General features: G+C 60.3%; 15 protein-coding genes. 12 read left to right on the top strand and 3 right to left on the bottom strand.

The window, feature by feature from the left end:
* The first annotated feature begins 112 nt into the window (after positions 1–112).
* From CW305_RS05635 to CW305_RS05600, 8 genes are all read left to right on the top strand, one after another.
* Positions 113–1,192, top strand: a complete 1,080-nt coding sequence (locus CW305_RS05635) for a glycoside hydrolase family 5 protein (protein ID WP_041754456.1) — start codon at positions 113–115, stop codon at positions 1,190–1,192.
* Between the two features lie 18 nt (positions 1,193–1,210).
* On the top strand, positions 1,211–2,398 hold the full coding sequence (locus CW305_RS05630) for a polysaccharide pyruvyl transferase family protein (protein ID WP_104097311.1): 1,188 nt from the start codon (positions 1,211–1,213) through the stop codon (positions 2,396–2,398).
* Positions 2,399–2,400: 2 nt separating this feature from the next.
* Positions 2,401–3,633, top strand: coding sequence for an oligosaccharide flippase family protein (locus tag CW305_RS05625; protein WP_041014394.1), 1,233 nt, complete (start codon positions 2,401–2,403; stop codon positions 3,631–3,633).
* Between the two features lie 64 nt (positions 3,634–3,697).
* Entirely contained in the window at positions 3,698–4,948 is a 1,251-nt protein-coding gene (locus CW305_RS05620) for a Coenzyme F420 hydrogenase/dehydrogenase, beta subunit C-terminal domain (protein WP_104097310.1), read from the top strand.
* A 44-nt stretch (positions 4,949–4,992) separates the two neighbouring features.
* Entirely contained in the window at positions 4,993–6,246 is a 1,254-nt protein-coding gene (locus tag CW305_RS05615) for a hypothetical protein (RefSeq protein ID WP_014820794.1), read from the top strand.
* Positions 6,206–7,081, top strand: a complete 876-nt coding sequence (locus CW305_RS05610; RefSeq protein ID WP_042926909.1) for a glycosyltransferase family 2 protein — start codon at positions 6,206–6,208, stop codon at positions 7,079–7,081. Before CW305_RS05615 ends, CW305_RS05610 begins: the two co-directional genes overlap by 41 nt.
* Positions 7,074–7,841, top strand: coding sequence for a WecB/TagA/CpsF family glycosyltransferase (locus CW305_RS05605; RefSeq protein ID WP_036998962.1), 768 nt, complete (start codon positions 7,074–7,076; stop codon positions 7,839–7,841). Before CW305_RS05610 ends, CW305_RS05605 begins: the two co-directional genes overlap by 8 nt.
* 448 nt (positions 7,842–8,289) lie before the next feature.
* Positions 8,290–9,390, top strand: coding sequence for a polysaccharide biosynthesis/export family protein (locus tag CW305_RS05600; RefSeq protein WP_044314203.1), 1,101 nt, complete (start codon positions 8,290–8,292; stop codon positions 9,388–9,390).
* Between the two features lie 241 nt (positions 9,391–9,631).
* On the opposite strand, the gene CW305_RS05595 is transcribed toward CW305_RS05600, so the two are convergent.
* Both CW305_RS05595 and pap read right to left on the bottom strand, forming a co-directional pair.
* Positions 9,632–10,816, bottom strand: coding sequence for a thiolase family protein (locus tag CW305_RS05595; RefSeq protein ID WP_104097309.1), 1,185 nt, complete (start codon positions 10,814–10,816; stop codon positions 9,632–9,634).
* Positions 10,817–11,122: 306 nt separating this feature from the next.
* On the bottom strand, positions 11,123–12,622 hold the full coding sequence (pap, locus tag CW305_RS05590; RefSeq protein WP_104097308.1) for a polyphosphate:AMP phosphotransferase: 1,500 nt from the start codon (positions 12,620–12,622) through the stop codon (positions 11,123–11,125).
* A gap of 316 nt (positions 12,623–12,938) precedes the next feature.
* Between pap and CW305_RS05585 the strand changes: the two genes are divergently transcribed.
* The 4 genes from CW305_RS05585 to CW305_RS05570 all read left to right on the top strand — a co-directional run bounded on the left by CW305_RS05585 (position 12,939) and on the right by CW305_RS05570 (position 15,108).
* Positions 12,939–13,676: a 4'-phosphopantetheinyl transferase family protein gene (locus CW305_RS05585; protein ID WP_104097307.1), complete on the top strand. Its 738-nt coding sequence runs from the start codon at positions 12,939–12,941 to the stop codon at positions 13,674–13,676.
* A gap of 183 nt (positions 13,677–13,859) precedes the next feature.
* Positions 13,860–14,267, top strand: a complete 408-nt coding sequence (locus tag CW305_RS05580) for a PA2817 family protein (RefSeq protein WP_104097306.1) — start codon at positions 13,860–13,862, stop codon at positions 14,265–14,267.
* Between the two features lie 83 nt (positions 14,268–14,350).
* Entirely contained in the window at positions 14,351–14,773 is a 423-nt protein-coding gene (locus CW305_RS05575; RefSeq protein WP_003280555.1) for a nucleotidyltransferase substrate binding protein, read from the top strand.
* Positions 14,770–15,108, top strand: a complete 339-nt coding sequence (locus CW305_RS05570; RefSeq protein WP_003280554.1) for a nucleotidyltransferase domain-containing protein — start codon at positions 14,770–14,772, stop codon at positions 15,106–15,108. The genes CW305_RS05575 and CW305_RS05570 overlap by 4 nt, the downstream gene beginning before the upstream one ends.
* A gap of 76 nt (positions 15,109–15,184) precedes the next feature.
* On the opposite strand, the gene CW305_RS05565 is transcribed toward CW305_RS05570, so the two are convergent.
* Positions 15,185–17,203, bottom strand: a complete 2,019-nt coding sequence (locus CW305_RS05565) for a polysaccharide biosynthesis protein (RefSeq protein WP_104097305.1) — start codon at positions 17,201–17,203, stop codon at positions 15,185–15,187.
* Position 17,204: the final 1 nt, after the last annotated feature.

The following is a 17,204-nucleotide window of genomic DNA, read 5'->3' as shown; positions in this document are numbered from 1 at the left end:
GCTCACCGTCGCCATGCAGAACACTGCAGCTACCCCCACTTTCCTCACTGCCGAGCAACTGGCCTTCCGAGCGTCAGTGGAACTTACTTTTGCCCGAAGATAGGTGTTAGCAATGACCAGACACCCCAACCGGCCAGCACAACGCCTCACACGACTGGCTGTGGCACTGGTGGCCACGCTGTCCGCAGTCGGCGCGAGCGCCGCCGATTGGCCAACCAGCGACAAGGGCCTCGCCCTGCTCGGGGTCAATATCTCCGGCGCCGGATTTGCCCCACACGTGACTCCGGGCAAGAACGGCACGAACTACTTCTATCCGGAAAAAAAGCACTTCAAGTACTACGCCGATCAGGGCATCCGCCTGATCCGCTTTCCCTTCATCTGGGAGCGGGTTCAACACTCGCTCGATGACGGATTGAACTTCGACCAGATCCGGTTGTTGAAGAAGACCCTGGATCTGGCCGCGATGAATGGCCAGAAGGTCATTCTGGACATGCACAACTATGGTCGTTACCACGGCGAACTCATCGGCTCGAGCAAGGTGCCTTACGACGCCTACGCATCGGTGTGGCGCGAACTGGCCAAGCGCTTCAAGGGTCACCGCGGCCTGCTCGGCTACGACATCATGAACGAGCCACACGGCACCGTTGGACTCTGGCCAGGCGCGGCGCAAGCGGCGGTCGATGCGATTCGCGAAGTCGACGATCAGACGCTGATCTTCATCGAAGGCGAGCGCTGGTCCAGCGCGTACCACTGGCCGCTGGTGAACGCCAACTTCCTCATCAACGACCCGGCCGACCGCATCGTCTACGAAGCGCACCTGTATTTCGACCAGGATTTCTCCGGCAAGTACATGGCGCAGACCAGCCGCGATATCGACCCGATGATCGGCGTCGAGCGCGCTCGCCCCTTCATCGAATGGCTGAAGAAACACGGCCAGCGAGGCTTCCTCGGCGAATACGGCATTCCCGATGACCTGCCCGAAGCGGCGGTCGCCATGGACAACCTGCTCGCCTACCTCAATGACAACTGCGTACCCAGCGCCTACTGGGCCGGCGGCCCCGGCTGGGGCACCTACAAGCTTGCAATCGAGCCGCGCAAGGGCGAGGACCGTCCTCAGATGGAGCTCATGCGCAAACACCTGGCGAACGACTGCACTGCCATTGGCCCTACCCCTGCGCACAACGCTGACTGATTCTGGAGTGACTCGAACATGAAATTCGGACTGCTATGGCACTCGTTCTCTTCCGGCAACCTCGGGGTTGGCGCCCTGAGCATTTCCAACATGCTGCTGATCGACGAGGCCGCGCGTAAATGCGGGATCACCCCGGAGTTCCTGATCATCGGTTCGTCCGGCCCCTGCGACTACCCGCCGTCCACCGAGCGTTTCAAGTACGAATTCATCGAGTTCAACGAGAAGGCCCTGCTGAAGAATCCCCACGGCCTGTACCAGGCGATCAGCTCCTGTGATGCGGTCTTCGATATCGGCGAAGGCGACAGCTTCTCCGACATCTACGGGGCCAAGCGCCTGATCAAGCTGCTGGTCAGCAAGGGCATGGCGCTGGGCGGTCGCGTGCCGCTGATCCTCTCGCCGCAGACCATCGGCCCGTTCAAGTCGGACTGGGGCACCAAGGCTTCGGCCTGGGCAATGAAGAAGAGCACCATGGTCTTCGCCCGCGACCACCAGTCGTTCGACGTCCTCAAGCAGCTGAACATCCCCAATCGCGACGAAGTCATCGACGTCGCCTTCGCCCTCCCCTTCGAACGCCAGAGCGAACAGCGCGATCCGAGCAAGCTGGCCGTCGGCCTCAGCGTGTCGGCGCTGCTGCATCACGGCGGATACGAAGGCACGGCCAATCAGTTCGGCCTGCGTGCCGACTACAAGGCGCTGACCGACCGGCTGATCCGCACGCTGCTCGAGCGCGGCCACGAAGTGCACCTGGTGCCCCACGTGATCCCGATCGGCTTTCCTGCGGAAGACGACTACACCGTGTCCCAGCAACTGCAGCAGCAGTATCCCGAGCTCAAGCTGGCGCCGCGCTTCAAGGGGCCGATCGAGGCCAAGTCCTACATCAGCGGCATGGACTTCTTCGTCGGCGCGCGCATGCACGCGACCATCGGTGCGTTTTCCGCCGGTGTGCCGGTCGTGCCGCTGGCCTACAGCCGCAAGTTCGCCGGGCTCTATCAGTCGCTTGACTACCACCGCGTGGTGGACCTCAAGACCGAGGACACCGAGAGCGCACTGGAGCTGGTTCTCGCGCATCTGGACAACCGTGAACAGCTCAAGGCCGAAGTTGCCGCCAGCGGCACGATCATCCGCCGCAAGCTGGACGCCTACGGCGTGGCGCTGGAGCAGATCCTCTCCACCCTGCACCAGCCTCAGGCCGCGTATCAGAGATAACCATGCGCGATCACGCCCTGATGGGGGTTACCACGGCGGCCCGCACCGCCGTGCAGCTCGGCACCCTGCTGATCCTCGCGCGAACGCTGGGGCCGAGCGACTTCGGCTTCATTTCGATCGTGATCACCTGGTCGACCATCGTCGCCCTGGTGACCGACTACGGCTTCGGCATGCGCGCCTTGCGCGACATCGGCGCCGAGCGCCATCGCGCGGGCGAGATCATGTCCGCCAGCCTGGCGGCGAAGTCCGTACTGGTACTGCCGGCCTGCATCGTGCTGCTGCCGATCATTCTGTTCGTCCTCGATCTGCACACCACCGAGCGCTTCGCCGCAGTGCTGTTCCTGCTCGGCACGATTGCCTCCTCCTATGGCGACCTTGGCCTGACGGTGTTTCGCAGCATTGGCCAGTTCCATCGCGAGACGAAGATCGTGGCTGCGACGGCACTGGTGCATTTCGTCCTGATCGGCGCGGCGATCCTGCTGCGCAACGATGTGCTGGCCATCGGCGTCGCCTTTCTGGTGTCACGTCTGATCTACGCGACTTTCGCCCTGCGCGCGCTATCGAAAATCCTCGAACTCGGCGGCATCCTGCGCAACTCCTGGAAGGTGCTGGCCGAGCGCTTCAGGTCTTCCACCAGCTTCGCGGTGGACAGCGGTGCGACCAACATCTTCGCCCAACTGGACGTCATCCTCGTCAACCACCTCGCCGGGCGCGAAGCCGCAGGCATCTACTTCGCCGGCTCGCGCCTGATCCAGGGCGCGGTGCCGTTCAGCGTGCTGCTGGCCAGCGTGCACATCCCGCGTTTCGCCTACCAGCTGCACAACAAGACCGCCGGGCTGGCCCGCTATGGCCTGCGCATCCTCGGGGAATACGCGGGCATGGGACTGGTGTTTGCCCTGGCGTTCTTCTTCATCGGTCCGCTGTTCACCGACTATTTCCTCGGCGCCGAGTACGCCGAGCTGAACACCCTGTGGCTGGCCTTCGCCTGCTTCACCGCGGCGCGCTTCATCGCCGCCGGCCTGGGTGTACAGCTGATGGCGATGGGCACGGGTTTTCTGCGCACCTTCGGAATCATCGCCTCGGGCGTGATCACGGTGCTCTGCTACTGGATTTTCATCCCCTCGCACGGGATACAGGCGGCTCCCTGGGTGTCCACTCTGGGCATGGTCGTCCTGACGCTTATCTACGGTTATGCGGTGCTCAACATCTATCGCAAGCGGCGCCAGCCGGCATGACCGAACTCGTTAAATACTGCTGGTCGCGCATCGCGCTCGACCGGCCGCTCAAGGGAAGGCAGGTATGAAAGCTTCATTAAATCGCGTGCTGAACAACGACTTGTGCAGCGGCTGTGGCATGTGCAGCTCGGTCGCAGACGACGACGCTATCAAGATTCGTCTGACTGGCGATGGCTACCACCGTCCGGTCCTCAACAGCCAGTACCAGAACAAGCCAGTAGCCAACGCGCAGACCAGCGCCGCTTTCGCCAAGTCCTGCCCGGCGCTGAATCTTGATATTCGCCCGTACAAGTCGGAGAACTACCACCCGATATGGGGCGAGATCCTCGACACACTCAAGGGCTACGCCGCCGATAACGAGATCCGTCAGGCTGGCTCGTCCGGCGGCGTGATCTCGGCGCTGGCGCAGTATTGCCTGGAGAACAAGCTGGTCGACGGCGTGATCCAGATCCAGGCTTCGCAGACCGATCCGCTGGAGAACGTCGCCACCATCAGCCGCTCGCGGCAGAACGTCATCGCCTCTTCCGGCTCTCGCTACGCGCCGGCCAGCCCGGGCGAAGCGCTGAAGTGGGTGGCCATGTCCACCGAGAAGTACCTGTTCATCGGCAAGCCGTGCGACGTCGCCGCCGTGCGCCAGATGCAGCAGCACAACCCGCGGCTGAAGGACAACATCCCTTACATCGTCTCCTTCATGTGCGCCGGCACGCCGAGTCTGCAGGGCACCGAGCAGGTGCTGGACAAGCTGGAGGTCAAGCGCAGCGACGTTACCGCCTTCCGCTACCGCGGCGACGGCTGGCCGGGGCTGACCAAGGCCACGCTGAAGAATGGCGACGAACGCACCATGACCTACAACGACTCTTGGGGAAAAGTGCTCAACCGCCACCTGCAAACCCGCTGCAAGATCTGCCCGGACGGCATTGGCGAATTCGCCGACATCGTCTGCGCCGATGGCTGGGAAGGCGATGAGAAGGGCTACCCCTCCTTCGAGGAGCGCGAGGGCAATTCGCTGATTCTGGTACGCACCGCAAAAGGTCGCGAACTTTTTCGCAACGCGGAGGCTGCTGGCGTTGTCAAAGCCGAGGCTTTCGATACGGGCAGCATCTTCTCCATCCAGCCGTTCCAGTATTACCGCCGCACGACGATCCTGCCGCGGCTGCTGGCGATGAAGCTGCTGTTGCTCAAGACCCCTACGTACAAAGGCTTCGAACTTGGCAAAGGGGTAAAGGAGATCGGGTTCTACCAGAGCTTCAAGGCGTTCACCGGTCTCCTGGTGCGGCGCAAGAAGATCAAGAAGCGGGCGCTGGAAACAGCTTGAAAGGCTGTGGCGCTCAAGGAACCAATACCTAAGGACTCAGGTTGATGACGAATTTCAGTTCACGCTTCTTCTTTTTTCCGTTGCTGATACTGGCACTGATACTGCACTTCTCGGTGTTTGGTGACAGCCCGCACAACCCCTACGGCATCAAGGGGCTGAACGAGCTGTACCTGGCAGTCAGCATCGTCTTCACCATTCTGCTGTTGCTGGCATCGGCGGAAAACGCCCCGCGTGAATTTCGCATCCTGATGTACTACTGCCTGTACAGCACGGTCGTTTTTCTCGTGATGCCGGCGGTTTTCGCCTATTACACCTACGGTCAGCCGGTGGTGTTCGGGCTCATCGAAGAACGCCGCGTGCTTTTCTGCCTGGGCTTTGCACCGCTGCTGTTCCTCGGCAAACGGGTCAGCACATTACAGTTCGAACGTGGCCTGCTGTATGCGGCGCTGATCGCAGCGTTCTTTTCCTGGTGCTTCAAGTTCGGCGTAATTCCGGATATGCGGGCTGAAGTGCGATCGGATGACCGCCCAGATCGGTCCTCAATCGGTCCGTACCTCATCTGTTTCGGTTATTTCTACTGCATCCAGATTTGGTCGAAAGGAATCTCTCCGATCAACGGCGCCGCTCGTAACAAGACCCTTTATATGGTGATCGCCGCTCTGCTGCTGCTGACACTGGTATTCGCCACCCAGACCCGCCAATTGATCGTGCTGTGCCTGCTGTTCACGCTCTTTTGCCTGCGTGCCAAGGCAGTCATATGGGCGGCTTCGCTATCAATTCTGCTGTCACCTTTCTATTTCTTTCCAAGCCTGCTCGAGGTTCTCGGCCTCAACACCGAGTTCTACGACAGCACGCTCGAAGGCGTAGAGGATGGCGTACGCACGTACACCATCTCCTCGATCTTCGCCCATCTCGATCAGGTCAACTGGCTACCCAGCGGCTCGCTGTCGCTGATGTGGCAGGACGGCTTCATCCCCTACTTTGGTGAGCACTTCTTCCTCTCCGATGTGGGTGTCTTCGGCACGCTGTTCCGCTTCGGTTTCCTGACCTTCTTTGTCATTCCGATGACCCTGTTCGTCTATCAGCGCATCGCCAAGAACATCACCACCGATATGACTTTCATCTACTCGACGATGTTGGCGTTCTTCGTCATCTGGCCACTCAACGGATTGTTCGAGTACGGCCAGCCGGTCATCGCGATGCTATTCGTCATTCACGCCCTCAAGGCCCGTCACCTTCGCAGCCAGGAACCCATCCATGAACGTCGCGCTTATCCTCAACTACAAGGCAGCTACTGAAACCATCAGTTGCGTTGAGAGCCTGCTCGCTCATTGCCCGGCTCTCAACCATGTGGTGGTCATCGACAATGACTCCCAAGATGGCTCCGTGGTGGCATTCAACCAGTGGCTGGAGGCCCAGCCGCGCCACAACGTCACCGTTCTCGCCAACCCGGAGAACAACGGCTACGCAGGTGGCAACAACTACGGCCTGCGTTGGGCGCTGGACAACCTGCCAGTGACAACTTTCTGGATCGTCAACAACGACACCTATGTCGACAGTGATGCCTTCACGCCGCTGCTCGATGCGCTAAAAGAGAACGATCGCCAATTCGTCGGCTCGGTCATCCTCAGCGCCGACACCGGGCGCCTGGAATGTTACGGCGGCGGCAAGCTCTACCCGCTGCTGGGCAAGGCCAAGCTGCTGGGCAAGGACCAGACCCTCGAAGCCATGGCAAACACCAGCGAGCAGCCGGATTACCTGATGGGCTGCAGCCTTGCGTTCTCGGCCAAGCTGATCGATCGCATCGGCCTGATGGACGAGGCGTACTTCATGTATTCCGAGGAAGTCGACTGGCAGTTCCAGGCCAAGAAGAAAGGCATCTCTATCCGCGTCGTGCCAAGCAGCAGGCTCTTCCACTACGGCTCGCTGAGCTCGGGCGGCCGCTCGGCCTTCTATCACTACTACCGCAATCGCGCCGCGACCCGATTCAACAAGCGCTTCTACGGCCAGGGTTTCGCCTTCGCGTCGGCCTGTTTCCTGTCGGCGATCACCGTCATCAAGGAGTTCAACCACCCCAGCCTCGCCTGGTCCGGCATCAAGGGCGCCTTCAAGGGAGTAACGATGAGTGTCTAACGAGACTAACCACGCGTTCGGTGTGAATTTCTATACCGGCAGCAAGGCGACGCTGCTGAACTGCATTCGCGAGGGGGTCAAGCAGCCCTACTCGTTCGTGGTGACCCCCAATGTCGACCACCTGGCGCAACTGCAGGATAACCCTGCACTGCGCGAGGCTTACGCCAAGGCTCGCCTGCGCCTGTGCGACAGCCGAATCCTGCAGCCACTGCTGCAGCGCCTCGGTGTACAGATCGAAGAAGTGATTCCGGGCAGCGACCTGACCGTCGACCTGCTGGAATGGGCAGACCGCGAGCGCCTGCGCATCGTCCTGATCGGGGCGACCGAAGAGGAATGCGTAAAACTGCGCGCGATCTACCCCGGAATCACGCTCTATCACCACAATCCGCCGATGGGCTTCATCAATCGTCCAGATGAAGTGCAACGGGCATTGCAGTTCGTTCGGGAAAACCCGTCCGAATTAGTGCTCTACGCAGTCGGCGCGCCGCGCCAGGAAATACTTGCCAGTTCAATCGAAAGCCACGAACGGACCGGTATGGGCTTTTGTATCGGCGCATCCATTTCGTTCGCTACCGGTAGTATTAAACGGGCCCCGGTGTGGATGCAGAACTGCAAACTCGAATGGTTGCATCGCATGCTTTCCGAACCCAAACGGCTGGTTAAACGCTACGCGCATGACGCGATGTTCATAGTTCCGGCATTCATGCGGGAAAAAAACTACCGCGTGCAGAAGGCCAAGCCGGCGAAACAGGACAGCTAATCCCAATGATCGAAAAATTGGGCGAAATTGCACTGAACAACGGTGAACCCAGCGAAATCGAGACGGTCTATCCCTTCTGTGTGAGCGTGACAGGTTGGCAATTCAACATCTAACTAAACATGAGCGCCATCCCGCCTCGGTGGTAACGCAGCAGCCGTATGTGAAGAACTTAGGAATTAAACCTGCCCCACCAAACAGCCGCTGACTTTACAACCAGGAGGGAAATAAAAACGCGTCTACGTAGCTGAATAGATAGCTGCTGGAGATGAACAATTCAGGAAGGAGAAAAACTTTGGCTACCGATCCAATTTGGTCGCTGAGGAGTGTGGAGTGATGACTCCGGTCCTCTTGGAAAGGCGAAAAAATTACTCAAGCGCCTCAGGCAGAAAAGTGAATCAAGCCGTCTCACTCTTTGAACAACAACCACTCCCTCAAGGATGAACAACCCATGAAACCATTTATCGCTCTAGCTTTTACTTCCGCCTTGGTATTGCAGGGCTGTGCGTTCGCCCCCGGCCAGTACCTAGATCCCGATGAGTTCAAGGAAGGCGCCGAAGCCGAGCACGGCACCGTTCAGCTGATCCGCATCACCCCCGAAATGCTCAAGGGTCACCTCGCCTCTGACGCGGGCACCTCCAGCAAGCAGGAACTGCTCAACTACAAGCCCGGCGCCTACCGCATCGGCGCCAACGACCTGCTCTACATTACCGTCTGGGACCACCCGGAGCTGACCGCGCCGTCCGGCCCGCAGCAGCAGCTGGATGCCAACGGTCGTCTGGTACGCCCCGATGGCACCCTGTTCTACCCGTACATCGGCAACATCGAAGCCGCGGGCAAGACCATAGAAGAACTGCGTGCCCTGATTGCGCGTCGCCTGACCAACTACATCGACAGTCCGCAGGTCGATGTATCCATCCTGCGCTTCGGCAGCCAGCGCGTCGTCGTATCCGGTGCATTCGACACCGCCGGCGAAGTCCCGGTGACCACCGCTCCGATGACCATCACCCAGGCTATCGGTCAAGCCGGTGTGGATACCGAAACCGCGGACCTCACCGGTCTGACGCTCAAGCGCGACGGTCGTGAGTACATGCTTGACATGGATTCGCTGAACCGCCCGGACTCGTGGCTGCACCAGGTTTACCTGAAGGACGGCGACCAGCTGCACCTGCCATACAACGACCAGCGCAAGATCTACGTGCTGGGCGAGGTCAACCTGCCGCAAGCGCTGTCGTTCAAAGCCACCAGCATGAACCTGATGGACGCAATCGGCACCGCAGGCGGCATTCGTCAGGAGACTGCCGACGGTGAGGCGCTGTACGTCATTCGCGGAGCTGAAGACATGATGACCGAGCCGGCCAAGGTCTTTCAGCTGAACGCCGAGTCGCCGACCGCCCTTGCCCTGGCCAAACACTTCCCGCTGCAGCCGCAGGACGTCGTGTTCGTCGGTCCGGCCAACATCACTCGCTGGAACCGTTTCATCAGCCAGCTGCTGCCGTCGGCTAACGTTGTTGGCATCGGTGCCGCAGCGGAATACAACATCAACCGCTAAGCCGCACTGCGTGATCGTCTGACGATCACGCAAAAAAAGAAGCCGCAGACTCAATCGATCTCTGCGGCTTTTTTGTGCCCATGCTACGCATCTGACAACTACCAGACGCCTGTCAGATATAGGCCCCTATGCGGCCAGCCGATCAGGCTCGATAGCACGGCTCGGCTTTATGGCCGGCCAAAAGAAAACGGGCCTGCTACGGCTTCGTAGCAGGCCCGTCTCAAGACGGTACACCAAGCTGTTAGCGCAAGGCTTCGAACAGGCCGGCAGCCCCCATACCGCCACCAACGCACATGGTCACCACGCCATAACGCAGGTTGCGCCGCTGCAGCTCACGGACGATATGCCCGGCGGTGCGCGAACCGGTCATGCCGAACGGGTGCCCGATCGAGATCGATCCGCCATTGACGTTGTACTTCTCGTTGTCGATGCCAAGCGTGTCGCGGCAATACAGACATTGCGATGCAAAGGCCTCGTTGAGTTCCCACAGATCGATGTCGTCGATCTGCAGCCCCTTGGCCTTGAGCAGACGCGGCACGGCGTATACCGGCCCGATGCCCATCTCCTCCGGCTCACAGCCTGCGACGGTGAAACCACGGAAAAAGGCGCGCGGCTTGAGGCCAAGTTCGATGGCCTTGTCCAGGCTCATCACCAGCGTCATGGACGCGCCATCGGACAGCTGCGAGGCGTTGCCGGCGGTGACCGAGCCGTCTTCAGCGAACACGGGCTTGAGCCCGGCCAGGCTTTCCAGCGTTGTGTCCGGGCGGTTGCAATCATCACCCTCGACCACACCCTGATGCACGGTGCGCTCGCCGGTGTTCTTGTCCTCGGTGTAGTACTGGACATTCATCGGCACGATTTCATCGCTGAACAGCCCATCGGCCTGCGCACGCGCAGTACGCTGCTGGCTCTGCAGCGAGTAGAGATCCTGCTGCTCGCGAGTCACGTTGTAACGACGTGCCACCAGTTCGGCCGTCTGCCCCATGGTGTGGTAGATGCCCGGCACACGCTCCTGGATGATCGGGTTGAACAGGTGATCGGTATTGCGGCTCTTCAGGGTCAGGGTGATCGACTCCACCCCGCCGGCGACAATGATGTCACTGCAACCGGAGGCGATCTGGTTGGCGGCCACGGCGATGGCCTGCAGGCCCGACGAACAGTAGCGATTGAGCGTCATGCCGGCGCAGCCGATGCCCAGACGAGACAGCACCGCGACGTTGCGACCGATGTTGTAGCCCTGGGCACCCTCATTGGAGCCAGCACCGACGATGCAATCCTCGACGAGTGCGGGGTCGAGATCATTGCGCGACAGCAACGCATTGACGCAATGCGCGGCCATGTCATCAGGACGGGTCATGTTGAACTTGCCACGGAAGGACTTGGCCAGGCCGGTCCGTACGCTATCGACGATCACTACTTCACGCATGACATACCTCGGAGACTAGGAGCGGTCGCGGGGATGTTGTGACGGCGCTGCGCGCACGGATTGTTCCACGACCGCAGGGTGGACGGTGACCCGAGCATAGTTCCCGCTTCGCAGCGCTGGCGACGACCATTCAGCTCGGATATGCACGGCCATCGGCTTACCGGCCGGATAGCGCGCTTGGGCAGGCTTTTCAGGCTCGTAGATAGGGTGCAACTGCAGATCGATTCGCGCGACCAACCCTGCGGCGGCTCCCCGGTCACGGGACACCGTCGCCCCCGTACGCAACAGCCAGGCAACGCCGCCCGGTTAACGTCCCTTCTCGATCGCCGCCTCCAGCGCTTCATTCAACGTCCGCAGCACCTTGACCCTGGCGAAGCGCTTGTCGTTGGCCTCTACCAACGTCCAGGGTGCGATTTCGGTACTGGTGCGGTCGACCATATCGGCTACGGCATGCCCGTAGTCGTCCCAACGCTCACGGTTGCGCCAATCCTCCTCGGTGATTTTGAAGCGCTTGAAGACTGTCTCCTCGCGCTCCTTGAAGCGCTTGAGCTGGGTTTTCTTGTCGATGGTCAGCCAGAACTTCACCACCACGATATCGGCATCGACCAGTTGCTCTTCGAAGTCGTTGATTTCCGAATAGGCGCGCAACCACTCATCCGGGGTACAGAAACCTTCCACCCGCTCGACCAACACGCGGCCATACCAGGAACGATCGAAGATGGTGAACTTGCCGCGCTCCGGCACATTGCGCCAGAAGCGCCAAAGCCAGGGCTGCGCGCGTTCTTCCTCGGAGGGCGCGGCGATCTGTATGGTTCGGTACATCCGCGGGTCGAGCGCGCCGGTCACGCGGCGAATCGCACTCCCCTTGCCCGCCGCATCATGACCCTCGAACAACGCCAGCACGCCCCGCTTGCGCAGACGGCGATCCCGCAACAACTGCGACAACCGCGCCTGCTCCTCGGCGAGCTGCTGCTGGTAGTCGTCCTTGGTGAGCTTCTGGCTCAGATCCAGGCTGTCCAGCAGGCTCAAATGATCCAGATCGATCTGCAGCGGCGCCGAATGCGGCTGCGACGCCGCCTGCCCAGGCTGCTCCGCGGCGGCCAGCGCGGCCTGCAGACCTTCGAGCAAGATGCGGCCGACGGTCAGGCTGCGGTAACGCTCGTCCGCACCCTCGATCACATACCAGGGCGCAAAATCCCGGCTGCTGAGCCGCAGGATCTTCTCACCGTGGCGCACGAACTTGTCGTAAGTCTTGGACTGTTGCCAATCCAACGGGCTGATGCGCCAGCTGTGCAGCGGATCGTTCTTCAGCGAATCGAGCCGGGCGTTCATACGCTCCTTGGACAGATGGAACCAGAACTTGAAGATCAGCGCGCCCTCGTCACAGAGCATCCGTTCCAGGCGCTGCGCCCGCGCAGTGGCGAGTTTCAGCTCGGCACCATCAATGCGCCCGTGCACACGATCCTCGAGCATCTTGCTGTACCAGTTGCCGAAGAAAATCCCGGTGTGGCCCTTCGGCGGCAGGCGTCGCCAGAAACGCCATGCCGGTGGATGCGCGAGCTCTTCGTCGCTGGGCACATCGAAGCTGTCGACACGTATCAGCCGCGGATCCATCCACTCGTTGAGCAGCTTGATGGTTTCCCCTTTGCCGGCGCCCTCGATGCCATTGATCAGTATGAGGACCGGGAACCGCGCCTGGGCCTTGAGCCGGTACTGCGCCTGCAGCAGCGCTTCACGCAACTCTGGCACCGCCGCATCGTAAGCCTCCTTGCCGATGGAGTGACCAATTTCGGCTGATTCGAACATCGCTTTCTCCGTCCAGGTGATGCGCTCAACCCTAGCAGGCACCCTGAAGGCATAGCGAGCAGCGCGTGAAAAAATAACCGCAGCCTTGATACGGTTTATTCCTCCTGAAGCGGAGCTGCAGCCGTTAGCAACGATGGCGTGCAGTTGATTTGCACACCCTCTCCCTGCGGGAGAGGGACGGCGGGAAGCAGTCCAGGTGCCAAGCATCAACCTGGAACGGGACCGATGCCGGTGAAACAGCGCGAGGAGCAACGGGTCGGCGCGTCCGCCGCAGCGCGATGACATTCACCGCCAGCCTTGAGGCAGAATAGCGGCCATGAACGATCTGCCTTCCTACCCACGCTGCTGCACGCCACTCACCGACCACTGGCCGCTACCGCAAGCCTTGGCGGGTGTCAGCCTGATGAGCACACGCTTCGACCCGGCATTGCTCGATCCCGAGGATTTTAGTCGCTGGGAGATTCCCGCACAGAAAGGCGTAAGCAAGCGGCAGGCCGAGTTTCTCGCTGGACGCTTGTGCGCTCGGGAGGCCCTGCGAGGCCTGACCGGCACTGCATTCGTGCCGCCAGTGGGTGAAGACCGCGCACCGCAATGGCCGGCCGGCATCGTTGGTTCCATTACCCACGGCGCAGGCTGGGCAGGCGTCGTGGTGGGTTCCAGTCAACAATGGAGCGGACTGGGACTGGATATCGAGCGCATTCTTGCCCCCGAACGAGCCGACCGCCTGGCCGCCGAAATCCTCACACCCCGTGAACTGGAACTCTACTCTCCGCTAAACGAAGACGAGGGCTCTGAACTGGTTACCCGAACCTTCTCGTTAAAGGAAAGTCTGTTCAAAGCACTGTATCCGCTGGTGAAGCGACGCTTCTACTTCCAGCATGCCGAAGTGCTGGACGCCACTCATCAAGGAGCTGCGCGCCTGCGTTTGTTGATCGATCTATCCGCAAACTGGCGCAACGGCATCGAGCTAGGCGGCCAGTTCACTACCTTCGAAGGCTACCTGCTCAGTTTGGTCAGCATTCCAGCCCAGCCTGGCTCGACCAAACCAGGCTAGTACGTCGCCCTGTTGGCGAGCCGCTAGAAGGCTCGCTTTCTGGCGTAGCCAAGCTGGCGGCCCAACAATCGCCTCATCCGAAAAACCGAACCTGCGAGCTATAAGCGAGTCAACCAGACACCCCAATTCACTGGCGCGCACGCCTATAATCGCGCCTTTCAGAAAACCGACACAGGTGAACACATGGCCAATCCATACCACGATCACAACCTGGCCCTGCTGGCCCATCTGCGCGGCATCCTGCTCGCCATGGGCGAGGCCGAACAAGTCTCGGAAGAAAGCCACGCACTGTTTCTCGAACGCTTCGACGAACTGATCATGAACCTGCAGAACGTCCCGGAAGAGCGCCACATGGGCCAGGACCTGATCTGCCAGGTCTTCCACCGATATCCCCAGATCGCCCACCTGGTTCCGCGCGATTTACTGTGGTACTTCGGCGGCGACGGCCTGCACTTCATGCCGGATGACGAGATTGCCGTCTTCCAGCAACTCGAAGAGCGCCGCTACGAAGCCGAGCAGAACGACGAACCGTTCGACTGGAACCGTGAAAAGCAGCTATTGAGCATGCAGGACGAGGGTGCACGGCACTGATCTCTGCGCTTCCCAGCCGTATGAACCTGCTGCTTCCGTACTGTAATAAACATCAAGCGTCACCACGATGAAGGAACAGATGGATGAGTAACATCGATGTGCGCTGGCAGCAGCGGCTAAGCAATTTTCGCCGAGCGCTCACTCAATTGGACGAAGCAATTGAACTCATGCAGCGGCGCGAGTTATCCCGGCTCGAAAAGCAAGGAGTCATTCAGGCCTTTGAATACTCGTACGAACTCGGCTGGAATACCCTGAAAGACTTTCTCGTGTGGCAAGGCATAGAAGGTATCGTCGGTTCTCGCGACACGATACGGGAGGGATTTAGCAAGGGTTTGATCGAGGACGGGCACGGCTGGATGCAGATGCTCACAGATCGTAACCGCACCTCGCACACCTACAACGAGGAAACCGCCGAAGCCATCCTCGAGAATATAAGAAAGCAACATCACTCATTGTTAAAGGCCCTAGTGAAAACTCTGGCAGACCGGGCGGATGCTACGTTATGACCGGGACTAGCACTGGGCTCAGGGAGCTGGACATCCAGCTCATTCACAATGTACTTCGACAATACCCAAAGGTAACCGAAGCGATTCTTTACGGCTCACGAGCCAAAGGAAATTATCGCCCCGGCTCCGATATTGATCTTACCCTCAGAGGCGACCAGCTCTCACATAGTGATTTGCTTGATATAGAACAGTCAGTGGATGATCTGCTTTTACCCTACAAAATTGATCTTTCCTTGCTCCGCCAAATTGACAACCCGGAACTGATCAAACATATCGAGCGCGTTGGGCAGTCGTTCTATCGGAACACGGCGGGGAGCAGCCAAGCCGCGCGCTAAACATTAGCGGCTTGATGTGTGATGGCCCGCGGCCCGCGGCGGCCCGAACGCTAAAAGAGCCAGATCAAGTACTGTACTACTCCGGCTCTACCCGCCGCTGATGGTAGATCCAGTCGACGATCTCCCCCTCCGGCACATACCCGCTCACCACTTCACGAAGCAGCTGCCGCACCTGCGGGTAATCATCGCTTTCCACCGCCTTGAGCAGCTTGGCCAACCGGTCCTTAAGCACATCCCAGTCGAGGTGTTCCTCATTGGCGCGCATGATCATCGGATGTTCGGTAGCGCTCACGTTGTCGCCGATCAACAGCTCTTCATACAGCTTCTCGCCGGGCCGCAGGCCGGTGTATTCGATAGCGATATCCCCGTGCGGGCATTTCTCAGAACGAATGCTCAGGCCGGACAGGTGAATAAGCTTCTCGGCCAGTTCGGCAATACGCACCGGCTGGCCCATATCCAGCACGAACACATCGCCACCCTGCCCCATGGAACCCGCCTGAATCACCAGCTGCGCGGCCTCGGGAATGGTCATGAAATAGCGGGTGATCTTCGGGTGGGTCACCGTCACCGGTCCACCGGCGCGGATCTGCTGGTAGAAACGCGGAATCACCGAGCCCGACGAGCCCAGCACATTACCGAAGCGCACCATGGTAAAGCGCGTCTTGTTGACGTGATGCACGCCGTCCCGGCTGCCGAACAGCACCGGCGCCGGCTCCCGGCTCAACGCCTGCAACACCAGCTCAGCCATGCGCTTGGTGCTGCCCATCACATTGGTGGGGCGCACCGCCTTGTCGGTGGAGATCAGCACGAAGTTCGCCACCCCCGCCTGCACCGCGGCCTGGGCCGTATTCAAGGTGCCGATCACATTGTTCAGCACGCCCTCGGCCACGTTGTGCTCGACCATCGGTACATGCTTGTAGGCGGCTGCGTGATAAACCGTCTGCACGCCCCAGGTCTGCAACACGTCCAGCAGCCGCTCGCCATTGCGGATCGAACCCAGGATCGGCACCAAGCGGGTCGCCAGCGCTTCACGCTCGATACGCCGCTCGAGTTCCAGATGAATGCTGTAGAGGTTGAATTCGCTGTGCTCGAACAGCAGCAAGGTATCCGGCTCGTTCGCCAGGATCTGCCGGCACAACTCCGAGCCGATCGAACCGCCCGCGCCAGTCACCATCACCACCTGGCCACGAATGCAGCGCTCGAACAGCGCCTGCTGCGGTGGTACCGCATCCCGGCCCAAGAGGTCGGCGATATCCACTTCCTGGATGTCCTCGACCTGAACCTTGCCGCTGGCCAGATCCATAAAGCCGGGCACGCTGCGCACATGCAGCGGGTAATGCTCGAGCTTTTCGAGAATCTCGCGCCGACGAGCGCGTGACGCGGAAGGGATGGCCAAGAGAATCTCACCAGCACCTGTCTCTTCGACCATCCGTTCAATGTGCCGGGCCGAATACACACGCAGCCCCGCGATGGAGCGCGCATGCAGGTTGGGATCGTCATCGATGAACGCCACCGGCCGCATCGCCCGCCCCATGCGCAACGCCGCAACCAGCTGGTTACCCGCGGCCCCAGCGCCATAAACCGCCACCTTGGGCAGCCCTGCATCCCTGCCCTTGAACTTGCTCGGCGACGCCGGCGAGAACCAGTCACCCATGAAGTACTGCCGCATCACTAGGCGCAATCCACCGATCAGTACCAGGCTGAGCCACCAGTAGTTGAACACCATCGAGCGCGGAATCAGCTTGGGCGCATCGGTTCGCCAGTAAACGGCAAGCGACAATAGCAACGCCGAGAGCGTTACGGCCTTAGCGATAGCCATCAGCGCGTCATTGCCGAAATAGCGCATCACCGCGCGGTACATGCCGAAGCGAATGAAAAAGGGAATGGCAATCAGCGGGGCGATACCGAACAGCCAGGCATGGCCGTCAAGCGGCTCGATATTCTTCGAGTCCCCCAGCCGCACCACGAATGACAGCCAGAGCGCCGCCCATACCAGCACGATATCTGTAGCCACCTGGATAAGGCGCTTATAGCGCCGCGGTAGCGTTACCAGACGGGCACGTAGTTTTTCAGCAAGTCTCAACACGCCTAACATC

Source organism: Stutzerimonas kunmingensis (assembly GCF_002929225.1).
Lineage (GTDB): Bacteria > Pseudomonadota > Gammaproteobacteria > Pseudomonadales > Pseudomonadaceae > Stutzerimonas.
The sequence above is the reverse complement of the archived record's forward strand: the minus strand, read 5'-3'. Positions and strand labels throughout refer to the sequence as shown.